We start from the raw sequence: 26,578 nt of genomic DNA on the forward strand, positions 1-26,578 counted from the left end.
ATAAGGGCCGGCGTTTCCTTTGCGAACCGGGCCGTTCCGCCGCCTTACAAGTAGGTGCGGTAGACCGTCATGGCTTCCTGAATGGTGGCCAGGGTGTTGGGGCCGCCATCGCCAATGGTCCTGTGGACCTGTGTGGCGGTGGCAACGACATGCGGGAAGTCAGGATCAGGGTAACCAACTATCTGCACACAGCCCCGGTGATACTTCTGGTGATCGCGAACGTGATGCTTGGTGGCGTTGGCGGCGGCATCCAATGCACGGAAGGCATTAGACCGCTTCTTCAGCTCTTTGAGGAATTCTGCGGCGTTGGGTGTGTCATGTACACGCTTCTTGTCCGTGGAATCCCAGTACCACCACAGCCGTTCGTGAAAGTGGAAGACCTCGCGAACAGCGCTTACTGCACGGTGCAAGGTGTCGAGATCGCGGGCGAACTCATCGACCAGCGGCTCGGTCACCTCGGCGAACCACACATGTGGTGGGCGCATCTGGAGTGCTTGAATGTCATCGAGGGTCGGCCGCTTGGCGGGGGGAACGGGCATGGCGGTCTCGGGATGGGAGGGGGTGGTTGGGCGTCGCGGTGGCCCCCCCGGCGCCCTTGAGGGCGCCGGGGGGACGCTATATGGAGCCGTCGTCCGGGAAGACGGGCTTGTAGTCCGGAGCGGGTATGGCGCTCACCTCCCTTCCGGTGTGGCTGTGCCGGTTGGGGCGAGGGCCAATCCCCCGCTTTTGATGAGAATGTGGTTACAGCCGGCTCTCCTGGGAAGGGAGCAGCGACAGAATCGGCTTGATGTATTGGTCGAAGATCGCCGTGGTCAACTGCGTCATGCGGAAATCAGCCGGCGCATGCATGGTGTCACTCAACGGATGCTGACGCGCACCCTGCGCCAATTGGAACGTGACGGATTGGTGATCCGCCACGACTTAGCGGAGGTGCCGCCGCATGTCGAGTATCGGCTGTCCGACTCCGGCCTGGAGCTGCTTGTCCAGATGGTTCCTCTTTGGACGTGGATCGTCGAGAACGCAGACAGCTTTCGGACGGCAAGGGAGGCGTTTGACAGAAACCACCTTGGCGAAGCGCCCTAGCCGGTGGCTTGGGGCTCCAGACGTCCCTACGTCGGCTCCCTAGCTCCCGGAACCCCACAGGGAGGACGCTGCCGCCGCACGCCAGCAAGCCGGCACAATGCCAGTCCGGTCATTCGACAATGGGTGTTCGCAGCCGTTCGGCCCCTCCCGAGAGGAAAGACCTCAATCCGTTGAAAATGCCGTCAACTCCGCGATGCAGTCGGCGACGATGCGGGATGGACGACGGTTCGGTGGCAGAAGGAGCAGGGTGCGTGATCGAATTTCCGGCTCGAACGCGCAGGCGACCAGGCCTCGACCGAGATAGGGTTCGGCAGTCAGTGGACTGACCAGACCGCACCCGATGCCGGCCTGCACCATCGCACATATGGTCGTCGAGTAGGGCGTCTCCAGCACGATTTTCGGCATCACGCCATGGGCGGCCAGCACCCCATCCAGCCGGCGGCGCGCGGTGTCCTCGGGTGCGAGGGCGATGAATGGCGTGCCATGAAGATCGGCGGGGTGGAGAACTTCGCGCTGCGCCAGCGGGTGATCGGCTGGGACGGCGATGACCAAGCGCTGCCGCATGAAAAGCGTCGCATCCACCCCCGTCACGTCAATTTCGTCGGCCGCCAGCCCGACGTCGAACTGGCCGGAGGCGATCAGATCCTTCACCACGGACGACATGCGCGCCTGCACTGTGATCGACACGTCGGGATGCCGCAATTGGAAGGCACGCAATGCTTTCGGCAGGATGGTGGTGCTGACTGCCGAGTGGCACGCGACCCGGATTTCGCCTGAGCCGAAGTCACGGATGCGGGCAGCGGCAGCGCGCAGATGAATCAAGCCCGCAAAGGACGAGGCCACTTCCTGGAAGAACAGCCGCGCCTCCTCCGTCGGGAGCATCCGCCCTTTGGCGCGATGGAACAGCGAAAAGCCGATTTCCCGTTCCAGCTCCTGGATTGCCTTGCTGACGGCGGGTTGCGAAATGCGCAGCACCTCGGCCGCGCGTGACGCGGTGCCGTTGGTCATGACTGCATGGAACACCTCGACCTGCCGCAGATTCATGGTGGTCTCCCTATAACCTGAGAGAATAAACTAGCCAGAAATCAATATTGGACGAAATAGGGCTGGTGGCATCAAATCGGGGGCGTCAGACAAAGGACGCCTCCCATGAAAGATCTCACCCAATGCGTGGTGAATCCTTCGGTTGCCACCGAAGGGTTCGATAGCCTCAGCGTGCCCGTCCATCGTGGATCGACAATCCTATTCGCCAATGCCGAAGATTACGCGAAACGCGGCGAACGCGGGCACGCCGGCTATACCTACGGCCTTTACGGCACTCCAACAACCCGGACGCTGGAAGCCAAGCTGACGGCGCTTGAAAACGGCGCCTGGACTTTCCTTCTGCCGTCAGGGCAGGCAGCCAACAGCTTTGCCGTGCTGCCCTTCCTGCAAGCCGGCGACAGGATGTTGATCGCCGATACCTCCTATCCACCGATGCGCGACTTCGCCAATCACGATCTGGTCAAATTCGGCATCGAGGTCGACTATTACGACCCGACCGACGTCGCTGACCTGGAACGGCGGATCGACGGACGCACCAAGGTCGTCTGGTGCGAATCTCCCGGCTCCACCACCATGGAGGTCCAGGACCTGCCGGCCATCGCGGCGGTGGCGCATCGCCATGGCGCCCTGGTCAGCTGCGACAACAGCTGGGCCACCCCGCTGAACTTCAAGCCTCTCGACCATGGTGCCGATCTGGTTACCGAAGCGCTGACGAAATACATCAGCGGCCATTCCGATCTGCTGATGGGGTCCCTCACCGTGCGGAACGAGGCCCTGATCACGCCGGTCCGCAGCGCTCTCGGCCGCTACGGGATCGGTGTTTCACCCGATGATGCCTCGCTGGTGCTGCGGGGAATGGAGACGCTGGGCGTGCGGATGCGGCAGGCGTCCGAGGGGACGATGATGCTGGCCGAACGGCTGGCTGGCCATCCGCTGGTGGAGCAGGTTCTGTATCCGGCACTCCCCGGCTCTCCCGGCCATGCGGTGTGGAAGCGCGACTTCCTCGGGGCCAGCGGCGTCTTCAGCGTCGTGTTCACGCCCGCGGCGACGCCGCATGTCCAGCATGCCCTCGACGTGTTGCGCACCTTCGCCATCGGCGCCTCCTGGGGCGGAACCCGCAGCCTGATGGCGCCGATGCCGGTCAAACGCAACCGCACCGCCCGCCCCTGGACCGGTGAGGACCTGATCCTGCGCATCAGCGTCGGGCTGGAGGATCCGTCCGACCTTCAGGACGATCTCACCGCCTTTCTCGACGACATCGCCGCACGGACGGCCAAGGCGCCAACCGCCTGACGGCGGCGGACGCAAACATGCGGGTGTTGATCGGCTCGGAAACGGGGGCTCGGAAACGGGACCGCCCTAATGAGCAATGCAGCCCCTAAAGGCGCCCCATCCTTACGTCTCGGGGGAGGCCACCTTCGCCTTCGCCTTGCGGGCCGCCACCTCGAAGGCGACGTCCTCGATCATCCCGCCGGTCAGCGAGGACAGGGCCGACTTCAGGCTCGGCCAGTGGTTCATGCGGGCGGTGTCGGCGACGGCGGCGTTCTTCGCCTTCAGCACGAGGCGGCGGCCGCCCTGGGGGGCTTCCTCCACCCGGTCCGGCTCCAGTTCGGCCAGCAGCGGGGCGGGGACCTTGCCCTTCAGGGCGTGCAGGACGGCGGCCCACAGGGCGGTCACGTCGTCGGCGTCGGGCAGCGGGCCGAGATCGGCGAGGCCGGCCTCCACCGGGTCGGCGGGAGCCACGGTGTCGACCTTGCCGATGCGGCGCGCGCGGCGGCCGGCGCTGTGGCGTTCGCGCTCCAGATAGGTCTCGGCCGCCTCCTCCTCGTCCTTGGCGAGGAATTCGAGGGTCACCGCCTCGATCTTGCGGCCTTTCCGCTTCATCCTGTCTTCCGGCATGCTGACGCGGAAGGGGGCGAGCTGGTTCACCTCGGCGATGGCGCGGTCGATGGTGCGGGTGCGCAGGATGCCGAAATCCTTGTAGGCGCCCTCCGGCACATTCATCAGCTTGCGCAGCGTGTCGATGTCCAGCTCCAGCGACGGATAGTCCATCTGGTAGCGCTGCATGCCGATCTCGTAGAGCTTCAGCGCGTAGGTGCTGGTGACCTTGACCATCGCCGGACCGGACAGCTTGGCCCACAGCTGCGACGAGCGCTGGATTTCCAGGAAGGCGTCGGTGAACTGGAAATGGATGTCGGCGGCGTCGCTGTCCTCCTCCTCCTCCGGCCGGACATAGCTGGAGAGGATGCGCAGTTCGGCGCGCGACCGGCGGCCGCGGAAGGGGCCGATGACAACCAGGCTGGAATCGAAGATTTCCTTCAGCGCGTCGAAGATGCGCTCGTTGCCCTTGTGGTTGCCGCGCACCACCCGCTTGGGCAGGCGGTAGAGCTTGTTGGCGAAATTCTGGCTGCCGGCCAGATGGATCATGAAGTTCAGCATCTTCTGCGCCGGCAGCGACAGGCGCGTGCCGTTGGCGGGATAGCTGTAGACCGCCTCCGCCGCCTTGATCAGATGCTTGTAGCCGTCGCGCTCGAAGGTGGCGCTGGCGACGCGGGCGGTCAGGCCGGCGACCGGTGCCGCGCTGTCGGCAGCGACCGACGGCAGGGTGGATGCCGCGCCGTCGCCGTCGATCACCGCACCGCCGGCCAGATCCTCCGGCCCCAGGACGACGAGGCCGGATCCGGCCTTTGCCGATTCGGCTTTCCCGGATTCAGGGGCGGCCTTGGTGGGCGCAGCTGCGTCCGACGGGACGGACTCCTCCGTCACCGCACCGCGCGCCTTCCTGCGCCCCGTCCCCGCCATCACATTCCTCCGCCGAAATCGAGGGAGGCTAAATCAATCCTTACCCGAAAAACAAGTAAGGAAAGGGTCGCGCCGCGGAATCCTTTTCATCCTTACATCCCGGGGGCGGATCCCTTACGCCCCGGGGGGTGTGCGACTCGCCCCCGCCCGGTAAGGCTGTTTCCCCCAGGCTGTAAGGAAGATTCGCTGCGACTCGCGGACTCCCCTGGGGTTTCACGCCGACGAATCCTCTTAAAAGGGAAAGGGAGTCGCAAACGCAGGCTAAGTGCCGGATCTGCCAGGGCTTCCGAAGTGCGAATCTCGGCCGAAGGTGCCTTCCGACATCCTTACACGACCGGAATCAGTGCGACTCGATTCGGGAAAACGGCTTTATGGGATGGGCTCTATCCTTACTCCCTGGGGGCGTTCCGGCATTTTTGCTGTCCAGGGCTCTGTGGGCAAGCGCCATCCTTACGGCTTGGGGGCACCCGAAGCCGGATCCAGGCCCCCAGGAGGTAAGGATCGGGTGATTGAGCGGAGCGACGGGGTCGCTTCCAGGGTCAAGTAAGGAGTCACAAGGGCTTACCGGCCCCCAGGATGTAAGGAAGCCCGCCCCCAAGCCGTAAGGATCGGGGAGCGGGCTTGTCGTCCGCATCGGGGCGGGATCCGGCCCCCAGGGAGTAAGGATGGAAAGAAGAAACAGGCTAAACAGTTGATTTGATATTATATTTTCAGTGTACCGCCAGCAGGAACAGGCCCTGGCCGAGATAGACGCTGGCGGTTCCCATCACCAGATAGCGGCTCCACAGGCGGAACTGGGCGTCGCTCATGCGGTCGAGGACGCGGCGGGAGAGATTCGTGCCGAACAGGGCCATGGCGATCGACATCAGGATCACCGTCCACTCCACGGTCTCGTCGGCGCCGCCGGCCACCAGCGGGGCGAAGTAAGCGATCTTCACCAGATGGCCGACCGACTGGATGGCGGCCTTGGTGGCGACCACGCTCTGCCGGGTCATGGCGCTGCGGATGAAGAAGGTGTCAAGCAGGGGGCCGGAGATGCCGGCGACCAGCTGGACGCCCATGCACAGGAAGCCGCCCAGCACGCCGTGCAGCGGCTTCTGCGCGTTCAGCGCCCAGCGGGCGGGCACCGCCAGCGCCAGGAAAGGCGACAGTCCCAGAATCAGCAGCGACACCGCGCGGTCCGGTACGGCGCCGACCAGGGCGAACAGCAGGCCGGCCGCGGAGCCGCCCAGCGCGAATCGCAGGATGACCGGCCAGACGACATGGCGCCGCCACAGCCACGCCCGCCAGCCATTGGAGGCGAACTGCGTCACGCCATGCAGCAGCATCGCCGACGGCACCGGCAGCAGGATCAGCAGCAGGCCCATCAGCACCATGCCGCCGGCCATGCCGAACAGGCCCGACAGAAACGAGGTCACGAGAACGGTGAGGCCAAGCCCCACCATCAGCGGAAGCGTCAGCATGAATCGCCCGAATGTCAGAGAGGATGCGAAGAAACTCGCACGCGCGCGGTTGCGCCGCAAACGGCATTGTTCGATGCTCAGCCCCAGGAAAAGTTGGGGTAAAGTTGGGGTCACGTAAGGATGGGACCATGCGCCGCCTGCCCTCGCTGAACGGTCTGCGCGCCTTCGAGGCTGCCGCCCGCCATGGCAGCTTCACCGCGGCGGCGACGGAACTGCATGTCTCCCAGGCGGCGATCAGCCGGATGGTGAAGCTGCTGGAGGAACGGCTGGGCTTCGCCCTGTTCGACCGGCGGGCCAATGCGCTGCTGCTGACCGAGCGCGGCCGGGCGCTCCAGCCGGCGCTGACCGAGGCGTTCGACGGCATCGCCCGGCGGGTCGAGCAGGTGTCGGCGATGCGGGCCGGGCCAGTGCTGACGGTGGGGATGGGGGCGACGGTGGCGGTGCGCTGGCTGATCCCGCGCCTGTCCAGCTTCCACATCGCTCATCCGGAGATCGAGGTGCGGATCGCCACCGGCGGGGCCGGAGCGCCGATGAACGACGACTGGACCTGCGCCGTGCTGCTCGGCGATGGCCAGTGGCCCGGCTATGAGGCGGAACGGCTGTTCTCCTCCAGCCTGCAACCGGTCTGCGCGCCGCGGCTGGCGGCTGACCTGCGCAAGCCGGCGGATCTGGCCGGCGCCACGCTGCTGTACGTTTCCCATTGGGGGGAGGACTGGCCGCGCTGGCTGGCCGCCGCCGGGGTGGCGGATTCGAGAGCGGACCCGGGATCGAAAGGACTGTCCTTCGGCAGCTATGCCATGACCTTGCAGGCGGCCATCGACGGCGTCGGGGTGGCGCTGGCGCCGCGGCTCTACAGTGTGGACGACATCGCCGCCGGGCGCCTCGCCGCGCCCTTCGAACTGGCGGTGCCGATGGTCCATTCCTGGTATCTGGTCTATCGCGCCTCCCGCCGCGAGGATGCCGGCTTCGGGCCATTCCGCGACTGGCTCTATGCGCTGTGCGCGGAGATGGAATGAGGCGGCGCATGGCCGGGCGGCGCAATTGACCGATGTGCCGGCCGCAGGTGCCGACATAGGCTGCGCGCTGTTCCGTCACCGTTCCGAACCGTCATGACCGCACAGGACCGCGCGATGCCGCCCACCGCCGCCCCCCTTCCTGTCGAAGACGCCGCCCACCCGGCGCTGTCCCGCTCGCTCGTCCTGCTGATGGCGCTGGCCTGCGGGGTGGTGGTCGCCAACATCTACTACGCCCAGCCGCTGGTCGGGCTGATCGGCCCGGCGGTCGGGCTGTCGCCGGAGACCGCCAGCCTCGTCGTCACCCTGACCCAGGTCGGCTATGGCGCCGGGCTGGTGCTGCTGGTGCCGCTGGGCGATTTGCTGGAGAACCGGCGGCTGGTGGTGGTGACGCTGTCCAGCACGGTGGCGGCCCTGCTGGTGGCGGCGGTCGCCCCCACCGCGTCGCTGTTCCTGGCGGCGGCCTTCCTGATCGGCGTCACCTCCGTCGCCGTGCAGATGCTGGTGCCGCTGGCCGCCCATATGGCGCCGGAGGCCTCGCGCGGGCAGGTGGTCGGCAATGTGATGAGCGGGCTGCTGCTGGGCATCCTGCTGGCCCGGCCGGTGTCGAGCCTGATCGCCGACAGCCTGGGCTGGCGGGCGGTGTTCGGCCTGTCGGCGCTGGTGATGGTCGGTTTCGCCGTGCTGCTGTGGCGGGTGCTGCCGCAGCGGCGGCCGACGAGCCGGTCCAGTTACGGTGTCCTGCTCGGCTCGCTCGGACGGCTGCTGGTGCGGACCCCGGTGCTGCAACGGCGGACCGTCTACCAGACCATGATGTTCGCCGCCTTCAGCCTCTACTGGACCTCCGTCCCGCTGCTGCTGGCGGGGGCGCCCTTCCATCTCAGCCAGCGCGGCATCGCGCTGTTCGCCCTGTCGGGGGCGGCGGGGGCCTTGGTGGCGCCGATCGCCGGGCGGATCGCCGACCGCGGCTGGACCCGGCCGGCGACCGGCTTCGCGCTGGCGATGGCGGCGCTGTCCTTCTTCGTGGCGCGGGCGGGAGAGGGCTCCATCGCGCTGCTGGTGCTGGCCGGGCTGCTGCTCGATATGGGCGTGCAGATGAACATGGTACTGGGACAGCGCGCCATCTATTCGCTGGGGGCGGAGACTCGCAGCCGGATGAACGCCATCTATATGGCGATCTTCTTCCTGGGCGGTGCCGCCGGCTCGGCGCTCGCCGGCTATGCCTTCGCCGTCGGCGGCTGGGCGCCGGTGACCTGGATCGGCTTCGCCTTTCCCGCCATCGGCCTGCTGTTCTACCTGACCGAATTCCGCGGGCGGCCCGCCGCCTGACCGGTGATCTTCACAGGACGACCTGCAAAGGAGACGATGCAATGGATCAACGCCCGCTTGGCCATAGCGGCCTGACGGTGTCCCCGCTCTGCTTCGGCGGCAACGTGTTCGGCTGGACCGCCGACGAGGCCACCTCCTTCCGGCTGCTCGACGCCTTCGTCGATGCCGGGTTCAACTTCATCGACACCGCCGACGTCTATTCGGCCTGGGCGCCCGGCAACCAGGGCGGCGAGTCCGAGACGATCATCGGCAAATGGATGAAGAGCCGCGGCAACCGCGACCGCATCGTCCTGGCGACCAAGGTCGGGTCGGAGATGGGGCCGGGGAAGAAGGGGCTGTCCCCCGCCTGGATCCGCACCGCGGTGGAGGATTCGCTGAAGCGGCTCCAGACCGACCGCATCGACCTCTACCAGTCCCATTGGGACGATCCCGAAACCCCGTTCGAGGACACGCTCGGCACCTACAAGGAGCTGATCGACCAGGGCAAGGTCCGGGCCATCGGTGCGTCCAACCTGACGGCGCCGCGCCTGCGCGAGGCGCTGGAGGTCAGCGCCCGCACCGGCCTGCCCCGCTACGAGACCCTGCAGCCGGAATACAACCTCTACAGCCGCCAGGGCTATGAGGCGGAGCTGGAGGGGATTTGCCGGGAGAATGGGCTGGGCGTCATCAACTACTATTCGCTGGCCGCCGGCTTCCTGACCGGCAAGTACCGTTCGGCCGGGGATGCCGGCAAGAGTGCCCGCGGCAACGGGGTGGTGTCGAAATACCTGAACGAGCGTGGCCGGGCGATTCTGGCGGCGCTGGACGAGGTTGCCGGCCGGCATGGGGCGACGCCGTCGCAGGTTGCCATCGCCTGGCTGATCGCGCGGCCCGGCCTGACCGCGCCGATCGCCAGCGCGTCGAAGCCGGAGCAGATGGGCGACCTGATTGCCGCCGCAAGGCTGCGGCTGGAGGCCGACGACATCGCGCGGTTGGACCGGGCGAGCGCTTATTGAGGTCTGGTCACGGCGACGGGATCGCCGCCGCTTTGGACGGGGCCGGCTTGCCGGCCTCGTCGCTTCGCAGCACCGCCAGGAAAGTGTCGGCCATGGCGTGGTAGACCGAGTGCGGGCAGACCAGCCGCGACAGGGTGGTGGCGAGGGCTGCGCTCAGCATCAGCGGCAGCAGCATGTCGGGCGAGGCGCTCATCTCCGTGACGATGACGACGGCGGTCAGCGGCGCCTGTACCACCCCGGCGAAATAGGAGACCATCGACAGCAGCACCACAGCCTCCAGCGAGGTATCCGGCAGCAGCCCGCCGACGATCGAGCCGATGCCCGCCCCCACCGACAGCGAGGGGGAGAAGATGCCGCCGGGAATGCCGCAGATGCCCGACAGGGCGGTCGCCAGCAGCTTTGCCGGGGCATAGTACCAGGGCAGCGTCTCCACCCCGTCGAGCACGGCGCGGGCCTGTTCATAGCCGGTGCCGAAGGTCAGGCCGCCGGTGGCGGCGCCGATGACGGCCAGGGCGAGGCCGCAGCCGAGCGCGATGAGAACCGGGTGGCGGGCCAGCCGTCCGCCCAGGCCGCAGCGGATCCAGCGCGACAGCCACAGCAGCAGGCTGCTGAACCCGCCGCCGGCCAGTCCGCCGACGAGGCCGGTCGCCAGCACCGCCTTCCAGTCCTGCCAGCTGGCCGAGGCGGCGGTATGGCCGAAATAGGCGTAGTTGCCGAGCAGGGCGACGGCGACCAGACCGGCCGCCACCACCGCCACCAGCACGAGGCCGCTGGTCCGCCTTTCGAAACTGCGGGCCATCTCCTCGATGGCGAAGACGATGCCGGCCAGCGGCGTGTTGAAGGCGGCGGCGACGCCGGCCGCTCCGCCGGCCAGGATCAGTCCCGGCTCCCGCCCCAGCCCGGCGATGGAGCCGGCCATCAGCATGATCGAGGCGCCGACCTGCACCGTCGGCCCTTCCCGCCCGATGGAGGCGCCGCAGGCCAGCCCGACCAGGGTCAGCAGGATCTTGCCGACGGCGATGCGCGGCGACAGCAGCCGGCGCTTGGCCGCCGGATCCTGGACATGGCGGGCGGCGATGGCCTGGGGAATGCCGCTGCCCTGCGATCCCGGCACCACCCGCAGCGCCACCCAGGCCGAAAAGGCCAGCCCCAGCGGGGTCAGCAGGAAGGGCAGCCAGGGCGATGCCGCCTCCGCCAGCCGGAACAGCTGCTGGGCGTAGTCGGCGGCGCGGGCGAACAGGACGGCGACCAGCCCGACCACGCCGGCACCGGACCAGAACAGCAGGCGCCGACGCCAGTTCCTGGGCGACATCCAGACATGGCGGGGGATGCGCAGCCGATTGGGCAGCCGATGGCGCAACGGGTGGTGCGGACGGTTGGCGGAGGGCATTTGCTAGGCCGGGAGCGGGGGAAACGAACCGATGGAACGGCGGAATGCCGAGTTTAGGTCCGTCTTGCTCCACAGAGCCAGCCGCGGTCACACAGATCTGGTGCGATCACGTGCGAAGAGTAAGGCGTCAGCGGCGGACGACGCTCACCGGGTTGGGCTTTGAGGCGGAACGGCTGCCGCGCGAGGCGATGGCGGCGCCCTGGAGGGTGCGCTGGCTGCGGCGCGCCTGCGCCTGCTCCACCTCGCGGCGGAAATTGGGGCCGAGAGCCTCGTAGGCGGCCTTCAGCTCCGGGTCCTTCATCCAGAATTCACGACGATCCATGGTTTCCTCTTATATTGGCTGGCCGCCGGCCGGATGCCGGACAGACCTGCGGCATGCCACCCATGCAGACGATGCGTCGCGGGCGGGTCATCCGGTGTGTTTCTCAGGATGACGCCCGCGTTCCTTTTGGAAGGCTGGGGCGGCATGACGATTGACAGGTTGGGGTGGTCGGTCTTCACTTCAAGATACGCCCGGTGTCGGATCGGGCGACTTTTCGAAAGCCATAACGCCCCGCCCACCCCAAGGTTCCAGCCGGACTCTTATCGGCCGCAGGTGATAGATACCGCGGCGAGGGTAAGATCCCCCTCTCCCCCCCGGGGAGAGGGCCGGGGTGAGGGGGATGCACAAGGTGGATTTGGTGGCGAATGGGGACTGCGCGGTTCTTGAAAATCCTCGCCGCGCGCCCCCTCACCCTAACCCTCTCCCCGGGGGGGGAGAGGGGATCTCGTCGTGGGGGGAGAGGGTTACGCGTGCAGCAGGCCGATGTCGGTGTAGGGGATATGGTCGAAGCCCATGCCGTAGACCGGCGAGTTCGACGCCAGGCTGAAATCGTCGGCACCCGGATTGACGAAGGCCGGGTTCAGGATCACCGAGCCCTTGTCGTAGCCGGCGGCCTGCCAGTTCGCCAGGGTGCCCCAGGCGCCGCTCGACATCACCTGCGGCCAGGCATCGAACTCCTTCTCGGCGGTGTTCAGGCTGCTGTAGAAGTTGTTGTGGAGGTTGCCGACATTGGCCGGGCCGTAGATGTGGACGGCCGTGCCCTCGCGCACGTCGATGACGTTGCCGGAGATGTCGTTGCTGGTCATCGTGTGGCCTTTCCAGCCGCTCCAGGCGACATCCTGCTGGAGGCCGATCTGGGCGCCGCTGTTGCCGGCGATGACATTCTCGGTGACCGTGTTGTTCCAGCCGCCATGCAGGAAGACGCCGCCGATGTTGTCGTGGACGACGTTGCCCTTCACCGTGGTGCCGCTGGTCCAGTCGTCGAGATAGATGCCCCAGCTCGCCACGCTGCTGGACGGGTTGGTCGCGGTGGTTCCGGACACGTCGTTGTTGATGACGGTGTGGTTGGCCAGATCCTGCTGGCGGTTGATCAGGTAGATGCCGCCGCCGTCGTTCGATTCCAGGTTGGCGTTGATCACCTTGTTGTTGGCGATGGTCACCCGGTAGGACGCGTCGCTGCCGTCCGTCTGGACCGAGCCGACGGCAATCGCCTTCTCCGGCGAGTTCTCGATCTGGTTGTGGGTGACCTTGACGTCGGAGCTGCCGTTGATCCAGATGCCGGCGTCGCCGCGGTCGGCGGCGTTCGGGTGCCGGATCAGGTTGTCGGACACAACCGTGGCGTTGGAGCCGGCCTTGACGAAGATGGACTCCGCACCGGTGCTGTCGAACTGGTTGCCGGTGACCTTGCTGTTGGCGCTGTTCTGCACCGTGATGCCGTAGCCGCCGCCCTTCACGGCGTTGTTGGCGAAGGTCAGGCCGGCCGCGTTGTCGGCATAGACGTAATGCCCGCCGACGACGCCGTCGGCGAAGGTCAGGCCCTCGATGGTGACGTTCTTGGCGCCGCCCAGGCCGAAGGACACCGTGGCCGAGGAGCTGCCGTGGATCACCGCCTTCTCGCTGCCGTAGCCGGCGAAGGTGACGCCGGAGTCCTGGCCGTCGAGCCACAGACCATTCTGGTGGTAGTCACCGCCACGGATGTAGGTGGTGTCGATGTTGGGGTCGGCGCGCATCGCGGCTTGCGCCTTCTGGAGAGAGGCGAAGGGGCCGTCGGTGCCGTCGGCGTTCGGAGCGGCCAGCTTGCCCGACCAGCTGTCCTTGCCGTTGGTGGCGACGTAGAAGGCCGGGCCGGTCGGGGTGGTGGGCGTGGTCGGCGTCGTGGGCGTGGTCGGGGTGGTGGTCGTGGTGCCGGCCGGGAAGTCGGAGGCCGGGGCGTTCACCACCAGCGTGCCGTTCCACCACATCCCCTTCTGGCCGGCGATCACGTCCTTGCCGTCGAGCGCACCCTTGTCATAGCTGACGGCGCTGCTGGTCGGGGCATAGCTGTGGCCGTTGATGGAGATGCTGTTGACGGTCAGGCTGCGGTCCTGGCCGTTGACGACGGCGTCGTTGTCGTACTGGACCTGCACCTTGTGCGCCACGCGGTCGGCGACGTCGGTGGTGAAGCTGAAATTCTTCGCGGCGGTGCCGGCGGTGCCCTCGCCGATCTGCTTGCCGTCGACCAGCACCTTGAAGTGGGCGTTGACGCCGCCCGCCGGGGTGCCGGAGGCGTTCACCACGATGGTGTCCTTGCCGCTGGCGGGGGTCGCGGTGACGGTGGCGGGGAAATAGCTCTTGTCGGCAGTGACGACCAGCGTGCCGTTCCACCACAGGTTCGACTGGCCGGCGACGACGTCCTTGCCGTCGAGCGCGCCCTTGTCGTAGCTGACGATGCCGGCGGTCGGCGCGATCGTCTTGCCGCCGATGCTGATGCTGTTGACGGTCAGGCTGCGGTCCTGCCCGCTGATGATGGCGTCGTTGTCGTACTTGATCTGCACCTTGTGCGCGACGTCGGACGTCAGCACGGGGGTGAAGACGAAATCCTTCGCCGTCGTGCCGGCGGTGCCCTCGCCCACCTTCTGGCCGTCGACCAGCAGGGTGAAATGGGCGTTCACGCCGCCTGCGGCCTTGCCCAGGGCGTTCACGACGATCTTGGTAGCGGAAGTGGCCATCGGTTCGGTGTCCTCGCCTGATGTGCCCGTCAGCCTTGGCCGCCCCTTGGGGGCGGCCGGCTTTCGGGGCCTGATGTCCGTTTTGGGCCTGAACCCGGATGCGGGACGCAGGATGGCGAGGGGTGGCGGGATCTTTGTGTGATGTTTACGCTAAAACCGGCGGAATCTGCGACAAATTGTGGCTATCGGGGCTGGAGCGCGATTCGGGTCATTGTCGTGATTGCAGTGCAGCATTTCCGCAACAGCGCGGGGTACGAAACTTGCGGATTTCCCCTATTGATGAAGGAAGCCGTTGAACGAAAGGTGCTTTTCCCGGATTGTTTGGAATAGCCACAACTGTTTGCCGCCGGAACGAGACGCGGCGACCGCGAGGCACCGGGCATCCCATATGGGCTCCATATGACCGGCGAGCGGAGCGGAACAAGGATTGACCGAGAGATGCACGAGTACAGCGAGCGGACGCGCCGCCCCGACGACCATCCCAGCCATCGGCCCCTGCCGGCGGGCTGTTTCCGGATGCAGCGGCCCATTCGCTTTTCCCACTGCGACCCGGCCGGCATCGTCTATTTCCCGGTCTATTTCGACATGTTCAACGGTGCGGTGGAGGACTGGTTCACCCAGGGGCTGGACATCGATTATGCGACGATGATCCTGCAACGGCGCCTGGGCCTGCCGATCGTGCATGCCGAGTGCGACTTCGTGATCCCCAGCCGGATGGGCGACACGCTGACGCTCGGCGTCCTGCTGGAGCGGCTGGGCCGCAGTTCCCTCCAACTGCGCATCAACGGCGAGCATGAGGGGCAGGTGCGGCTGTCGGGCAGCCTGACTCTGGTCACCACCTCGCTCGACGATTTCGCCGCGGTGCCGATCCCGGAGGACATCCGGGCGGCCATGGAACGCTATCAGGCGGGCTGCGCGGGCTGACACCTTGCGCATTTACCCCCTCTCCCCCTGGGGAGAGGGGCGGGGTGAGGGGGATGCACTGCGTGCCTTTCCCGAAAAATTCTGCTACGCGACCCCCTCACCCTAACCCTCTCCCCGGGGGGAGAGGGGATTCTGTGTGACGGACCTCCATGGACGACCTCGACCGCCGGCTGATCGACCTGTTGACGGTGAACGCGCGCACCAGCACGGCGGCGCTGGGCCGTGCGCTGGGGCTGTCGCGCTCGACCGTGCAGGACCGCATCGCCCGGCTGGAGCGGCAGGGCGTGATTTCCGGCTATACGGTGAAGCTGGGCGAGCCGGCGCCGCGGCGCGGGGTGACGGCGCTGGTGATGATCAGCGTGAGTGCCAAGCTGGCCGACCGTGCCGTGCATGCCCTGCGCAAGATGCCGGAGGTGATCCGGCTGCACAGCATCAGCGGCCAATACGACCTGTGCGCCACCGTCGGCACCGAAACCCACGACGCGATGGACGCGGCCCTCGACACCATCGGCCGCCTGCCGGGGGTCGAGCGGACGATGTCGTCGATCGTGCTGTCGACGAAGATGGAACGATAGCTTCCCCCATCCGGTAAGGGATGGGGGAAGCCCTGCCCGCCCTTACGCCTTGCCGTCCATGTGGATGACGCGCAGGTTGTTGGTGGTGCCGGCCTGGGCGAAGGGGATGCCGGCGACGACGACCATGGTGCCGGTCTTGCCGGCCAGCTCCTCCGCCCGCCCGATGGCGATGGCGCGGTCGACCATCTCCTCGTAGGTGCGGATGTCGTCGGACAGCACGCTGTGGGCGCCCCACAGCAGGCAGAGCCGGCGCGACACCGCGGTGTCGGGGGTGATCGCCAGGATCGGCACCTCCGGCCGCTTGCGGGCGATGCGCGCCGCGGTGGTGCCGCTGGAGGTGAAGGCGACGATGGCCGAGGAATGCAGGGTGTCGGCCAGATCGGCGGCGGCGGCGGCCACCGCGTGCGGCGGCGTGTGCTCCTCGCCCGGATGGGTCGCCTGGATCAGCGAGCGGTAGAGCTTGTGCTGCTCGGTGGAGCGGATGATGCGGTCCATCATGGCGACCGCCTCGACCGGATACTGGCCGGACGCCGATTCGGCCGACAGCATCACCGCGTCGGCACCGTCATAGATGGCGGTCGCCACGTCCGACGCCTCGGCCCGCGTCGGGGTCGGGGCGGAGACCATCGAATCGAGCATCTGGGTGGCGACGATCACCGGCTTCACCGCGAGGCGGCAGGCGCGCACCAGCTCCTTCTGGCGGCCGGGGACGTCCTCGTGCGGGATTTCGACGCCGAGGTCGCCGCGCGCCACCATCACCGCGTCGGACAGGCGGATGATGTCGTCGATCTTCTCCAGCGCCTGCGGCTTCTCGATCTTCGCCATGATGCCGGCGCGGTCGCCGATCAGGCCGCGGCCTTCCAGGATGTCGCCCGGCTTCTGGACGAAGGACATGGCGACCCAGTCGACGCCCAGCTCCAGCCCGAAGGCGAGGTCGGCGCGATCCTTGGCCGTCAGGGGTGACAGGTCCAGGATGGTGCCCGGCAGATTGACGCCCTTGCGGTTGGAGATGGTGCCGCCGACGACGACCTTGGCCTCGATCCAGTCGTCGCCCAGTTCGGTCACCTCGACGCGGACGCGGCCGTCGTCGATCAGCAGATGGTGGCCCGGCATGATGGCGGCGAAGATTTCCGGGTGCGGCAGCGGGATGGCGCGCTTGTCGCCGTCGGTCCCCTGGAGCACGAAGCGGATCTGTTCGCCGGTGGCGACGGCGATCTTGCCGTCGCGGATGGTGCCGACGCGGATCTTCGGACCCTGGAGATCCTGAAGGATGCCGACGGGGCGGCCGACCTCGGCCTCCAGCTCGCGGATGGCGCGGTGGACCTTGGCGTGGTCGTCGTGGGTGCCGTGGCTGAAGTTCAGCCGGAAGGTGTCGACGCCGGCCAGGAACAGGGTTTTCAGCATCTCGGGCGAGTTGCTGGCCGGTCCGACGGTGGCGACGATCTTGGCGCGGCGATGACGGCGCATGTGGTTCCGGCCGCGGGGGCCGTCCTCTTTGGCTGGGCCGTCCGGTGCGCCGGCAGGGCGGCGATACCTTGGGAGGACGGCGGGGTGACTGGTCAGCAGCACGAACGGCCGGGGCGGGCAGCCCCTTCGGGACGCCCGTCGGCCGTTCGCGTGCCATACCAGGGTGTCGCGATTGCCGCCGGAAAGCAAGGCAACTCGCGGGTTTAGAGTTCTTCCAACCGTTCGTGCAGATCCTCGATGGCGCGGATGCGGGCGCGGCCGGCCTCGCCGGTCAGCGGGATCAGTTCGGCGGCGAGCGCGTGGATCACCGCCAGCGCGGCGACATGGGTGTCCAGCGCGGCGAGGCTGCGCGTCTCGCAGCGGAAGGTCAGCGGCGGCGGCGGGGCCTCCAGGGCCGAGTGGCTGTCGGCGATCAGGATGGTGGGGATGCCGCGCTCCGCCGCGATGTGCAGCAGGCGGACGATGGCGGGCGGGCGGCGGCGGATGCCGACCAGGAACAGCAGGTCGTCAGGACCGAGATCGGCCAGCGTCTCCGCCATCGTCTCGCCGGCGGCTGCCAGCTGGTGGACCTCGCCGCGGACCTGGATGAACTGCCAGCGGGCATAGCCGGCCAGGAAGGCGCTGTTGCGCGCGCCGCAGACCCAGATCCGCCGGGCGTCGGCGAGCGCGCGGGCCGCCTGGGCCAGCATCGCCGGGTCGGTCTGGCGGGCAGTGGCGGCGAGCGCCTCGGCACTGCGCTGGAAATGCGCCTCCAGCGGCGCCGGATCGCCGTCGACAACCGCCGCCGGGCCGCCGGGCGGCAGCAGGAACAGGGGCGAACCCCAATCGCCGCCGCGCCGGGCGGCCAGACGCGCCTCCTCGAAGCCGGCATAGCCGAGGCGGCGGACCAGACGCGACACCGTCATCTTCGACACGCCGGCCCGGCCGGCCAGTTCGGTCGCCGAATAGCCCGACAGTTCGCCCGGACAGGCGAGGATCACGTCTGCGAGCTGCCGCTCCATAGGACTGAGATCGCCGTAGCGGTCGCGGATGCGGGCGGTCAGTGACGGGTCGGCGGTCTCCGTCCCCTGGGTTGCCTGTTTTCCCATCTGTTTTGCTGCCTGTTTCATGGGCGGATCGCCTCGTAATCTCGATGTTTGCACAAAAAACGGACAGCTTGAGCGCAGCTTAAGTGACGTTACAACTGTAACAGATATGCCAGAAATCGGGATAACCGTAACATTTCCGCCCTTTGGCCCGCACCGGAATTCGTAGGACGAAAGTGGCACATGGTTTGAAAAGGGAGGCTCATCGTCTTTCGGTTCGGAGATCAGGTGCCATGCGGTTCGCCAAGATTCTGGGTGCTCTCGGCCTTGCCACGGCGGTTCTGGCCGGGGCGCTCGCCCCCACCCATGCAAAAGCCGACGCGCTGGAGCGCATCGCCAAGGAAAAGGTGCTGCGCGTCGCCGTTCCGCAGGACTTCCCGCCCTTCGGCTCGGTCGGCACCGACCTGAAGCCGGTCGGCTACGACATCGACACCGCCACCCTGATCGCCAAGGAAATGGGCGCCAAGGTGGAGCTGGTGCCGGTGACCAGCACCAACCGCATCCCCTACCTGACCACCGGCAAGGTCGATCTGGTGATCTCCAGCCTGGGCAAGAATGCCGAGCGCGAGAAGGTCATCGATTTCTCCACCGCCTACGCCCCCTTCTTCAACGGCGTCTTCGGCCCCGACGACATCAAGGCCGAGAAGCCGGAAGACCTGGAAGGCAAGACCGTCGGCGTCACCCGCGGCTCGGTCGAGGACATCGAGCTGTCGAAGATCGTCACCGACAAGGTCACCGTCCGCCGTTACGAGGACAACAACGGCACCATCTCCGCCTTCCTGTCGGGGCAGGTGCAGCTGGTCGCCACCGGCAACGTCGTGGCCGCCGCCATCTTCGAACGCAACCCGCCACGCCAGCCGATCCTGAAGTTCCTGATCAAGAATTCCCCCTGCTTCGTCGGGCTGAACAAGAACGAGGGGCCGCTGCTGGAGAAGGTCAACGCCATCATCGCCAAGGCGAAGGACGACGGCTCGCTGAACGACATCGCCAAGAAGTGGCTGCACGCGCCGCTGCCGAAGGATCTGTGATCCGCGTCACCTTTCCACCGGCACGGGGCATCTTCCATGGCCTACAGTTTCGATTTCTCGTCCCTGTTGGACTACACGCCCGTGCTGGTGGACGGGGTGGTGACCACCGTGGCGCTGACCGCGGTCAGCACGGTGCTGGGCGTGGCGCTCGGCGTCGGCGGGGCGGCGGCGCGGACCTCGACGGTGAAGCCGCTGGCGCTCGTCGTCGGCGCCTATGTCGAGCTGATCCGCAACACGCCCTTCCTGGTGCAGCTGTTCTTCATCTTCTTCGGGCTGCCGTCGCTCGGCATCCGGCTGGCTGAGTGGCAGGCGGCGGTGCTGGCGATGGTCATCAATCTCGGCGCCTATTCGACCGAGATCATCCGCGCCGGCATCGAGGCGACGCCGAAGGGCCAGATCGAGGCCGGGGCCAGCCTAGGCATGACCGGGCCGCAGATCTTCCGCTATGTCGTGCTGGGGCCGGCGATGGCGAAGATCTGGCCGGCGCTGACCAGCCAGATCGTCATCGTCATGCTGGGCTCGTCGGTCTGCTCGCAGATCGCGGCGGAGGAGCTGAGCTTCGCCGCCAACTTCATCCAATCCCGCAATTTCCGGCCCTTCGAGGTCTATTTCCTGGCGACCGCGCTGTATCTGGCGCTGGCGGTGGGGTTGCGCTGGGTCTTCAGCCTGATGGGGCAGCGGATGTTCGCCAAGGGGGTGTCGCGTGCTTAACTTCACCCTGTGGGACATCCTGTCCAACCTGCTGCTGGCGGCGCGCTGGACGGTGCTGCTGTCGCTGATCGCCTTCGTCTCCGGCGGGGTGGCCGGGCTCTTGCTGCTGGTCGCCCGCGTGTCGCCGGTGCCGCCGCTGCGCGTCGCAGCCCGGCTGTTCATCGAGGTGTTCCAGGGCACGCCGCTGCTGATGCAGCTGTTCATCGTCTTCTTCGCCCTGCCGCTGATCGGCATCGAGACCTCGGCCTGGACCTCGGCCGCCGTCGGGCTGACGCTGTTCACCGCCGCCTATCTCGCCGAGATCTGGCGCGGCTGCGTCGAGGCGGTGCCGAAGGGCCAGTGGGAGGCCTCGGCCAGCCTCGCCATGACGTTTCCCGAGCAGATGCGCCACGTCATCCTGCCGCAGGCGCTGCGCATCGCCGTGCCGCCGACCGTCGGATTCTCGGTGCAGGTGGTGAAGGGCACGGCGGTGACCTCCATCATCGGCTTCGTCGAGGTGACGAAGGCCGGGACCATGATCACCAACGCCACCTTCCAGCCCTTCCTGGTCTACGGGCTGGTCGGGCTGATCTATTTCGCCCTGTGCTACCCGCTGTCGCTGTCGGCCAAGGCGCTGGAAAGGAAGCTGAATGTCGCCCGTTAAGACACCACTGGTGAAGCTCTCCGCCATCCGCAAGTCCTTCGGCCCGGTGGAGGTGCTGAAGGGCGTCGACATGGCGGTGGAGGAGGGACAGGTCGTCGCCATGATCGGCCGCAGCGGCTCGGGCAAGAGCACCCTGCTGCGCAGCATCAACGGGCTGGAGCGCATCGATGGCGGCGTCATCGAGGTCGACGGCGAATGCGTCGACCCCGGCCAGATCGACCTGCGGGCGCTGCGCCAGAAGGTCGGCATGGTGTTCCAGCAGTTCAACCTGTTCCCCCACCTGACCGCCGGCGAGAATGTCATGCTGGCGCTGAAGGTGGTGAAGAAGCAGGACAAGGCCACCACCCGCGCCGCGGCGGAAGCGGCGCTGGCCAAGGTCGGGCTGGGCCACAAGTTCGACGCCTACCCGTCGCAGCTGTCGGGCGGCCAGCAGCAGCGCGTCGCCATCGCCCGGTCTCTGGCGATGGCGCCCAAGGTGCTGCTGTGCGACGAGATCACCTCGGCGCTCGACCCCGAACTGGTCGCCGAGGTGCTGGGCGTGGTGCGCAAGCTGGCGGAAGAGGGCATGACGCTGATCCTGGTGACGCACGAGATGCGCTTCGCCCGCGAGGTCTGCGACCGGCTGGTCTTCATGCATGGCGGCCGCATCGCCGAACAGGGACCGCCGGCCGAACTGTTCGACCGGCCGTCCACGCCGGAACTGGCGCAGTTCATCGGCATGGTCGAGGCGCGCTGAGCGGCGTGTCTTCGTCGGCCCGGGATTCGGCCCGGGATTCGGCAAGGGTTTCGAGGGCGGCGCCCAGCCGTTCGATCCCCTGGGCGATCTCGCGGTCCTCCAGGCCGGCATAGCCGATCACCAGACCGGGATGGTTCGGACGGCCGGAGTCCGGGCGGCCGGAGAGGGATGACGGGTCGTAGAGCGGGGTGATGGGGTACACGCCCACACCCGCCGCCCGCGCCGCCGACACGATCATTGCCTCCCGCTCCAGCGGGAAGCGGGTGAGCCAGGCGACGACATGCAGCCCGGCCTCGGCGCCCTCCACCCTGACCCCGTCGCCCAACCGGGTCCGCAAGGCGGCCAGCAGGGCGGCGCGCCGCTCCCCGTTGCGCCGCCGCACCCGCCGGACGTGCCGTTCATAGGCGCCGCTGGCGAGCAGATCCGCCAGGGCGCTCTGTTCCAGGGCCGGCGTGTGGCGGTCCGCCAGCCGTTTCGCCGCACGGAAGGCCTGGATCAACGGCCGCGGAACCACGAGGTAGCCGAGCCGCAAGGCCGGCGAGAGCGTCTTCGACACCGTGCCGAGATAGATGACGGTTCCGGCCTCATCCAGGGCCCCGTCCAGGCTTTGCAGGGTGGGGATTGGGGCGACGTCGAAACGATATTCGCCGTCATAATCGTCCTCGATGACAGTGGCCCCGCAGGCCTGCGCCCAGGCCAGCAGATCCTGCCGGCGGCTGACCGACATGACGCTGCCGAGCGGGAACTGGTGGGACGGCGTCACATAGGCCAGACGGGCGGGCGGCAGCCCTTCCGTGCGCATCCCTTCCCGATCCACCATCCGCGGGACCAGCCGGGCGCCGGTGGCGACGAGGATGTCGCGCGCCGCCGCATAGCACGGGTCCTCGATGACCGCCGCCTCTCCGGGATCGAGCAGCAGCCGCACGCACAGGTCGAGGCCCTGCTGCGACCCGTTCACCACGATGATCTGGTCGGGATCGCAACGCAGCCCCCGCGCCCGCCAGAGATAGGCCTGCAGGGCCGAGCGGAGTTCGGGCGAGCCGGACGGATCGCCATAACGGAGGCGGGAGGGACGGCGCAGGATGGCGGCATCGACGGCCCGCTTCCAGGTGAGGGTGGGGAAATCCGACGCGGCGAGTTCGCCATAGCGGAAGTCGATGACGGGCCCACCGGTTTCGGCGGGATGGTGCAGGGGAAGGCCGGCCAGCCGCCGCCCGAATTCCGAAAGCCGGGGTAGAGGCGCGCCGGTGTCCGGCGGCGCCGTTTTCAGGTCATCGGGTCTCAGGCTATCAAGTCTCAGGCCAGCCGGTCTCAGACCTTTTGGGACCTGGGGCCTTGCGCCCTGCCTCACCTCCAGATAGCCCTCGGCGGCGAGCTGTTCATAGGCGGCCGTCACCGTCGTGCGGGACACGCCGAGGTCGGCGGCAAGCGCGCGTGACGACGGCAGGCGCGCGCCGGGCGGATAAACGCCATCGGCGATCTGGGCCCTGATCGCGTCGCCGATCCGGGACGCGATGGTCCTGACCCCATCCGGCTGTGGAAGCGTGGACATCGACTGGACCGGTCGGAAAGAGGGAAACTGGCCGTTCAATGTGGGCCAGTTTTCCCGGAAACTCCATCCCGACGAATTTTGTCCCGGCAAGGAGGCCCGAATGTATATCCCCGCCGCGTTCCGCGAGACCGACCTGCCTTTCATCCATGAGACGATGCGGGCCGCCGGGCTCGCCAATCTGGTCACGACCGTGGCCGGCGAGTTGGTGTGCTCCCCCCTGCCCCTGTTCCTCGCTGCCGACGAGGGCGGGATGGGCACGCTCTACGGTCATCTGGCGAAGGCGAATCCGCAGTGGAGGGAGACGCCGGCGGCGGAGGCCCTGGCGATCTTCATGGGGCCGGACGCCTATGTCACCCCATCCTGGTACGAGGGCAAGAGCCGGGACGGCAAGGTCGTTCCGACCTGGAACTATGTGGCCGTCCACGCCTATGGCCCGGTCGAGTTCTTCGAGGATGCCGAGCGGCTGCTGGAGGTCGTCACGCGCCTGACCAGCCTTCACGAGGCGTCGCGCCCGCAGCCCTGGGCCGTTGGCGATGCTCCACCCGACTTCGTCCGGGCACAGTTGCGCGGCATCGTCGGTGTGCGGATGCCGATCACCCGGATCGACGCCAAGCGGAAGATGAGCCAGAACCGCAGCGGGACGGACAGGGCGACGGTGAAGAGGGAACTGTCCGCGAGCGGATGCGAACGGGAACGTCAGGCCGCCACCCTCATCCCGGAGTGACGCAGGATTGCGCCGCCGGGGGACGGCGCGACAAAAAAGGAATATTATCCTTTAATAAATCGCCTCGCGGCAAGGTCGCACGACGCAGTGTCCTCACGGTTCTTAACTTTCTTGCAAGCGAAAAAGGCCGTTCGCGATTTTGTCTTACCCCTGTGGCTGTAATTCTGACCGGCGGGTTTCTATCAATCCAGTGCCCGAATGGATCAGTATATATGGCTCACATCTGCCATCATCTCGCGGTATTTTTGAAAGAATGATGCGTATGTGCGGAAAAGGTATCGGTAAGCCGCATCTATGTCTTTTGAGATCGACTTTGCAAAGTCAGGAAAGGAAAAGTAGATATTGAACTTTCAGAAATAAGACTGCTGGAGTGGTGCGCAACCCTGTGACCATGATGGGATATAGTTCGCTGATCTGATCCCTCCCCCTTGAACCCCCCTGTGACGGGCTGGGCCAAATTTGCCACAAGGTTCGAGAAAAGTTAAACGGATTTGGAAAGGTTTCGTTAACCATTGAAGCCCCAGCATGGCTTCAACACAACGGACATAGGATTGAAGTCATGAGCACGACCACCGCGCCGAGCAAGATCGTCGTCAACGCCTACGGCCAGTCCCTGGATGGCGTCGCGCCGCATTTCAAGCTTCTGGTGGATGGTCAGGAGGTCGGTTCGGCCAATGCGGCCGACCCCTCGTCGAAGGCATACAGCTTCACCGCCGACCTTGCGGCGAACACGGCGCACAAGATCCAGGTCGTTTACGACAACGACACCGCGACCAGCGCCTATCGCGACCTTTACGTCCAGTCGATCGAGGTCAACGGCCACACGCTGAAGCCGACCGACGCCATCTATGAGCGCTATGACGATGCCGCCCCGGCGCCGACCCAGGCCGGCCAGGAAGCCATGTGGTGGGACGGCGCGCTGACCTTCAGCACCCCCGCCAGCTATTTCGGCGGTGCCCAGACCGCCGCCCCGGCTGCTCCGGCCGCCCCCGCCGCGCCGGCCGCCGGCACCGCCCAGAACGTCATCACCGTGAACGCCGCCGGCAATGCGGCCGCCGGTGAAGGCGCGCACTTCACCGTGCTGGTCGACGGCAAGCAGATCGGCGAAGGCACGGCCACCGGCACCGACGCCAAGGATTACAAGTTCACCGCCGATCTGGCGCAGGGCAAGGCCCACGCGGTCGAGGTGAAGTACGACAACGACGCCGTGATCGACGGCGCCGACCGCAACCTGTACGTCCACAGCGTCAGCGTCGACGGCAAGACCGTGGCGGCCACCGACGCCGCCATGTCGGTCCACCGCACCGCCGACGGCGCCGACCTGGGCGCCACCACCGACCTCTATTGGGACGCCACGCTGACCGCCAAGCTGGACGCCAGCCACTTCGCCGCCTCCACCGGGTCGGCGGGGGGCTCCACTGGCGGCTCCACCGGGGGCAGCACGGGCGGTTCCACGGGTGGCAGCACGGGTGGTTCGACCGGCAATGCCGGCAGCGGCGATGCCTCGCTGTCGCTGACGGTCGGCAACGTCACGGTGTCCGATCCGGGCATGGTGAAGAGCAGCAGCTCGATCAACGGCTTCCTGCACACCAACGGCAACCAGATCGTCGACGAGAGCGGCAACAACGTCCGGCTGACCGGCGTCAACTGGTTCGGCGGCGAGGGCTACAACTACGTGCCGTCGGGGCTGTGGGCCGACAGCTACCAGCACCACATCGACAGCATGAAGAGCCTGGGCTTCAACGTCATCCGCCTGACCTGGGCCGACGACATGTTCGACAGCACGGCGGTCACCAACGGCATCGACTATTCGAAGAACCCGGACCTGAAGGGCCTGACCCGGCTGGAGGTCTATGACAAGGTCATCGACTATGCCGGCAAGAACGGCATCAAGGTGATCCTCGACCACCACCGCAACGACGGCGGCGCCGGCACCAACGAGCACGGGCTGTGGTACACCGACAACAACCCCGAATCTAAGGTGATTGCGGACTGGCAGATGCTGGCCAAGCATTATGCCGGCAACGACGCGGTGATCGGCGCCGACCTGCACAACGAGCCGAGCGTGTCCGCCACCTGGGGTGACGGCAATCAGGCCACTGACTGGGCCGCGGCGGCCGAGCGCATCGGCAACTCCATCCAGTCGGTCAACAAGGACTGGCTGCTGCTGGTCGAGGGCACGGAGTGGAGCAGCACGCTGGCCGGCGTGAAGAACCATCCCATCGAGTTCGACACTCCCAACAAGCTGGTCTATTCGCCGCACGCCTACGGCCAGAGCGTCGGCCAGTTCAGCTGGCTGTCGGATCCGAACTATCCGAACAACCTGCCGGCCCAGTACGACAGCATGTGGGGCTACATCTACAAGAACAACATCGCCCCGATCCTGGTCGGCGAGTTCGGCGGCCAGATGAACAGCGCCGCCGAGCAGACCTGGGCCAGCACGCTGATCAAGTACATGAACGGCGACTGGAACCTGGACGGCAAGAGCGATCTGGCCGCCGGCCAGCAGGGCATGAACTGGACCTACTGGGCGTGGACGCCGGAATCGGGCGACGTCGGCGGCCTGCTGCAGGACGACTACAAGACCGTCGATCCGACCAAGATGAACATCATCAAGGCGGGCCTGGCGGCCAACTCCGGCAGCTCGGGCACCGTCGCCGGCAGCGACGAGGCGGTCTTCACCGTGCAGCTGGCGAAGGCGGTCACCACCGCCACCACCATCGAGTACGCGACCGAGGACGGCACCGCCAAGGCCGGCAGCGACTACACCGCCGCCCACGGCAGCCTGACCTTCCAGCCGGGCGAGACCACCAAGACGGTCACCGTGCACATCAACGGCGACAACAACGCCAACGAAGGCACGGAGAACTTCCTGCTGCACCTGACCCACGGCACCGCCAACCTGGGCACCGCCACCGGTTTCATCACCGACCACGCGGCGTAAGGGGGCGGCGCTTCTACCGCATGATGGGGCCGGTCCGCGT

The 26,578-nt window shown here is 67.1% G+C and carries 23 protein-coding genes; 13 read left to right on the forward strand and 10 right to left on the reverse strand.

What is annotated here, in order from left to right; genetic code table 11:
- Positions 1-44 precede the first annotated feature (44 nt).
- Positions 45-539 carry a hypothetical protein gene (locus tag J2848_RS11945; RefSeq protein WP_149231215.1) on the reverse strand — a complete coding sequence of 165 codons (495 nt, stop codon included), beginning with the start codon at positions 537-539 and terminating at the stop codon, positions 45-47.
- A 304-nt stretch (positions 540-843) separates the two neighbouring features.
- Here J2848_RS11945 and J2848_RS11950 point away from each other — a divergent pair, with 304 nt between their 5' ends.
- Complete coding sequence (locus tag J2848_RS11950; protein ID WP_246193825.1) at positions 844-1,083, forward strand: winged helix-turn-helix transcriptional regulator; 240 nt, start codon at positions 844-846, stop codon at positions 1,081-1,083.
- A 162-nt stretch (positions 1,084-1,245) separates the two neighbouring features.
- Here J2848_RS11950 and J2848_RS11955 read toward each other — a convergent pair whose 3' ends face one another.
- Entirely contained in the window at positions 1,246-2,127 is an 882-nt protein-coding gene (locus J2848_RS11955) for a LysR substrate-binding domain-containing protein (protein ID WP_149231217.1), read from the reverse strand.
- Positions 2,128-2,232: 105 nt separating this feature from the next.
- Between J2848_RS11955 and J2848_RS11960 the strand changes: the two genes are divergently transcribed.
- Entirely contained in the window at positions 2,233-3,420 is a 1,188-nt protein-coding gene (locus J2848_RS11960) for a trans-sulfuration enzyme family protein (RefSeq protein WP_149231218.1), read from the forward strand.
- A gap of 102 nt (positions 3,421-3,522) precedes the next feature.
- On the opposite strand, the gene J2848_RS11965 is transcribed toward J2848_RS11960, so the two are convergent.
- The gene (locus J2848_RS11965; protein ID WP_149231219.1) at positions 3,523-4,929 is read right to left on the reverse strand and encodes a replication initiation protein; all 1,407 of its coding nucleotides are present in this window, start codon (positions 4,927-4,929) and stop codon (positions 3,523-3,525) included.
- A 710-nt stretch (positions 4,930-5,639) separates the two neighbouring features.
- A complete protein-coding gene (locus J2848_RS11970; RefSeq protein ID WP_149231220.1) occupies positions 5,640-6,392 on the reverse strand; it encodes a sulfite exporter TauE/SafE family protein in 753 nt (250 codons plus the stop codon).
- Positions 6,393-6,520: 128 nt separating this feature from the next.
- On the opposite strand from J2848_RS11970, the gene J2848_RS11975 reads away from it, so the two are divergent.
- The 3 genes from J2848_RS11975 (at position 6,521) to J2848_RS11985 (ending at position 9,729) form a co-directional block, all read left to right on the forward strand.
- The gene (locus tag J2848_RS11975; protein ID WP_149231221.1) at positions 6,521-7,408 is read left to right on the forward strand and encodes a LysR substrate-binding domain-containing protein; all 888 of its coding nucleotides are present in this window, start codon (positions 6,521-6,523) and stop codon (positions 7,406-7,408) included.
- Positions 7,409-7,501: 93 nt separating this feature from the next.
- Positions 7,502-8,734, forward strand: a complete 1,233-nt coding sequence (locus J2848_RS11980) for an MFS transporter (RefSeq protein ID WP_246193826.1) — start codon at positions 7,502-7,504, stop codon at positions 8,732-8,734.
- Between the two features lie 41 nt (positions 8,735-8,775).
- On the forward strand, positions 8,776-9,729 hold the full coding sequence (locus tag J2848_RS11985) for an aldo/keto reductase (RefSeq protein WP_149231222.1): 954 nt from the start codon (positions 8,776-8,778) through the stop codon (positions 9,727-9,729).
- A 7-nt stretch (positions 9,730-9,736) separates the two neighbouring features.
- Here J2848_RS11985 and J2848_RS11990 read toward each other — a convergent pair whose 3' ends face one another.
- The 3 genes from J2848_RS11990 to J2848_RS12000 all read right to left on the reverse strand — a co-directional run bounded on the left by J2848_RS11990 (position 9,737) and on the right by J2848_RS12000 (position 14,149).
- Entirely contained in the window at positions 9,737-11,119 is a 1,383-nt protein-coding gene (locus J2848_RS11990; protein ID WP_149231223.1) for a chloride channel protein, read from the reverse strand.
- 127 nt (positions 11,120-11,246) lie between these two features.
- Complete coding sequence (locus tag J2848_RS11995) at positions 11,247-11,441, reverse strand: hypothetical protein (protein ID WP_149231224.1); 195 nt, start codon at positions 11,439-11,441, stop codon at positions 11,247-11,249.
- 464 nt (positions 11,442-11,905) lie between these two features.
- Positions 11,906-14,149 (reverse strand): carbohydrate-binding domain-containing protein, encoded by a 2,244-nt coding sequence (locus tag J2848_RS12000; RefSeq protein ID WP_149231225.1) that lies wholly within the window; start codon positions 14,147-14,149, stop codon positions 11,906-11,908.
- A gap of 438 nt (positions 14,150-14,587) precedes the next feature.
- Here J2848_RS12000 and J2848_RS12005 point away from each other — a divergent pair, with 438 nt between their 5' ends.
- Together J2848_RS12005 and J2848_RS12010 are read left to right on the forward strand one after the other, a co-directional pair.
- Positions 14,588-15,073, forward strand: coding sequence for an acyl-CoA thioesterase (locus J2848_RS12005; RefSeq protein ID WP_246193827.1), 486 nt, complete (start codon positions 14,588-14,590; stop codon positions 15,071-15,073).
- Between the two features lie 149 nt (positions 15,074-15,222).
- The gene (locus tag J2848_RS12010; RefSeq protein ID WP_149231226.1) at positions 15,223-15,648 is read left to right on the forward strand and encodes an Lrp/AsnC family transcriptional regulator; all 426 of its coding nucleotides are present in this window, start codon (positions 15,223-15,225) and stop codon (positions 15,646-15,648) included.
- 42 nt (positions 15,649-15,690) lie between these two features.
- On the opposite strand, the gene pyk is transcribed toward J2848_RS12010, so the two are convergent.
- Complete coding sequence (gene pyk / locus J2848_RS12015; protein ID WP_149231227.1) at positions 15,691-17,115, reverse strand: pyruvate kinase; 1,425 nt, start codon at positions 17,113-17,115, stop codon at positions 15,691-15,693.
- Between the two features lie 203 nt (positions 17,116-17,318).
- A complete protein-coding gene (locus J2848_RS12020) occupies positions 17,319-18,203 on the reverse strand; it encodes a MurR/RpiR family transcriptional regulator (protein ID WP_246193828.1) in 885 nt (294 codons plus the stop codon).
- Between the two features lie 230 nt (positions 18,204-18,433).
- On the opposite strand from J2848_RS12020, the gene J2848_RS12025 reads away from it, so the two are divergent.
- Genes J2848_RS12025 through J2848_RS12040 form a run of 4 tightly spaced genes read left to right on the forward strand, consistent with a single transcriptional unit; the run spans position 18,434 to position 21,318 of the window.
- On the forward strand, positions 18,434-19,228 hold the full coding sequence (locus J2848_RS12025; protein WP_149231229.1) for a transporter substrate-binding domain-containing protein: 795 nt from the start codon (positions 18,434-18,436) through the stop codon (positions 19,226-19,228).
- A gap of 36 nt (positions 19,229-19,264) precedes the next feature.
- A complete protein-coding gene (locus tag J2848_RS12030; RefSeq protein ID WP_149231230.1) occupies positions 19,265-19,939 on the forward strand; it encodes an amino acid ABC transporter permease in 675 nt (224 codons plus the stop codon).
- Positions 19,932-20,582: an amino acid ABC transporter permease gene (locus J2848_RS12035; RefSeq protein ID WP_149231231.1), complete on the forward strand. Its 651-nt coding sequence runs from the start codon at positions 19,932-19,934 to the stop codon at positions 20,580-20,582. Before J2848_RS12030 ends, J2848_RS12035 begins: the two co-directional genes overlap by 8 nt.
- On the forward strand, positions 20,569-21,318 hold the full coding sequence (locus J2848_RS12040) for an amino acid ABC transporter ATP-binding protein (RefSeq protein ID WP_149231232.1): 750 nt from the start codon (positions 20,569-20,571) through the stop codon (positions 21,316-21,318). The genes J2848_RS12035 and J2848_RS12040 overlap by 14 nt, the downstream gene beginning before the upstream one ends.
- Here the strand turns inward: J2848_RS12040 and pdxR are convergent.
- Positions 21,293-22,870, reverse strand: coding sequence for a MocR-like pyridoxine biosynthesis transcription factor PdxR (gene pdxR, locus J2848_RS12045; RefSeq protein WP_149231233.1), 1,578 nt, complete (start codon positions 22,868-22,870; stop codon positions 21,293-21,295). The two genes, J2848_RS12040 and pdxR, sit on opposite strands and share 26 nt — an antisense overlap.
- A 100-nt stretch (positions 22,871-22,970) precedes the next feature.
- Between pdxR and J2848_RS12050 the strand changes: the two genes are divergently transcribed.
- Positions 22,971-23,594, forward strand: a complete 624-nt coding sequence (locus tag J2848_RS12050; protein ID WP_149231234.1) for an FMN-binding negative transcriptional regulator — start codon at positions 22,971-22,973, stop codon at positions 23,592-23,594.
- Between the two features lie 559 nt (positions 23,595-24,153).
- Positions 24,154-26,538 (forward strand): cellulase family glycosylhydrolase, encoded by a 2,385-nt coding sequence (locus J2848_RS12055; protein WP_149231235.1) that lies wholly within the window; start codon positions 24,154-24,156, stop codon positions 26,536-26,538.
- The last annotated feature ends 40 nt before the right edge of the window (positions 26,539-26,578 follow it).

Origin of the sequence: Azospirillum lipoferum (genome assembly GCF_024170005.1) — a bacterium.
GTDB classification, from domain to species: domain Bacteria; phylum Pseudomonadota; class Alphaproteobacteria; order Azospirillales; family Azospirillaceae; genus Azospirillum; species Azospirillum lipoferum.

Coding starts and splice junctions, on each gene's coding strand:
- J2848_RS11945 (WP_149231215.1), bottom strand. CDS start 539: ATGCCCGTTCCCCCCGCCAAGCGGCCGACCCTCGATGACATTCAAGCA.
- J2848_RS11950 (WP_246193825.1), top strand. CDS start 844: ATGCATGGTGTCACTCAACGGATGCTGACGCGCACCCTGCGCCAATTG.
- J2848_RS11955 (WP_149231217.1), bottom strand. CDS start 2,127: ATGAATCTGCGGCAGGTCGAGGTGTTCCATGCAGTCATGACCAACGGC.
- J2848_RS11960 (WP_149231218.1), top strand. CDS start 2,233: ATGAAAGATCTCACCCAATGCGTGGTGAATCCTTCGGTTGCCACCGAA.
- J2848_RS11965 (WP_149231219.1), bottom strand. CDS start 4,929: ATGGCGGGGACGGGGCGCAGGAAGGCGCGCGGTGCGGTGACGGAGGAG.
- J2848_RS11970 (WP_149231220.1), bottom strand. CDS start 6,392: ATGCTGACGCTTCCGCTGATGGTGGGGCTTGGCCTCACCGTTCTCGTG.
- J2848_RS11975 (WP_149231221.1), top strand. CDS start 6,521: ATGCGCCGCCTGCCCTCGCTGAACGGTCTGCGCGCCTTCGAGGCTGCC.
- J2848_RS11980 (WP_246193826.1), top strand. CDS start 7,502: ATGACCGCACAGGACCGCGCGATGCCGCCCACCGCCGCCCCCCTTCCT.
- J2848_RS11985 (WP_149231222.1), top strand. CDS start 8,776: ATGGATCAACGCCCGCTTGGCCATAGCGGCCTGACGGTGTCCCCGCTC.
- J2848_RS11990 (WP_149231223.1), bottom strand. CDS start 11,119: ATGCCCTCCGCCAACCGTCCGCACCACCCGTTGCGCCATCGGCTGCCC.
- J2848_RS11995 (WP_149231224.1), bottom strand. CDS start 11,441: ATGGATCGTCGTGAATTCTGGATGAAGGACCCGGAGCTGAAGGCCGCC.
- J2848_RS12000 (WP_149231225.1), bottom strand. CDS start 14,149: ATGGCCACTTCCGCTACCAAGATCGTCGTGAACGCCCTGGGCAAGGCC.
- J2848_RS12005 (WP_246193827.1), top strand. CDS start 14,588: ATGCACGAGTACAGCGAGCGGACGCGCCGCCCCGACGACCATCCCAGC.
- J2848_RS12010 (WP_149231226.1), top strand. CDS start 15,223: ATGGACGACCTCGACCGCCGGCTGATCGACCTGTTGACGGTGAACGCG.
- pyk (WP_149231227.1), bottom strand. CDS start 17,115: ATGCGCCGTCATCGCCGCGCCAAGATCGTCGCCACCGTCGGACCGGCC.
- J2848_RS12020 (WP_246193828.1), bottom strand. CDS start 18,203: ATGGGAAAACAGGCAACCCAGGGGACGGAGACCGCCGACCCGTCACTG.
- J2848_RS12025 (WP_149231229.1), top strand. CDS start 18,434: ATGCGGTTCGCCAAGATTCTGGGTGCTCTCGGCCTTGCCACGGCGGTT.
- J2848_RS12030 (WP_149231230.1), top strand. CDS start 19,265: ATGGCCTACAGTTTCGATTTCTCGTCCCTGTTGGACTACACGCCCGTG.
- J2848_RS12040 (WP_149231232.1), top strand. CDS start 20,569: ATGTCGCCCGTTAAGACACCACTGGTGAAGCTCTCCGCCATCCGCAAG.
- pdxR (WP_149231233.1), bottom strand. CDS start 22,870: ATGTCCACGCTTCCACAGCCGGATGGGGTCAGGACCATCGCGTCCCGG.
- J2848_RS12050 (WP_149231234.1), top strand. CDS start 22,971: ATGTATATCCCCGCCGCGTTCCGCGAGACCGACCTGCCTTTCATCCAT.
- J2848_RS12055 (WP_149231235.1), top strand. CDS start 24,154: ATGAGCACGACCACCGCGCCGAGCAAGATCGTCGTCAACGCCTACGGC.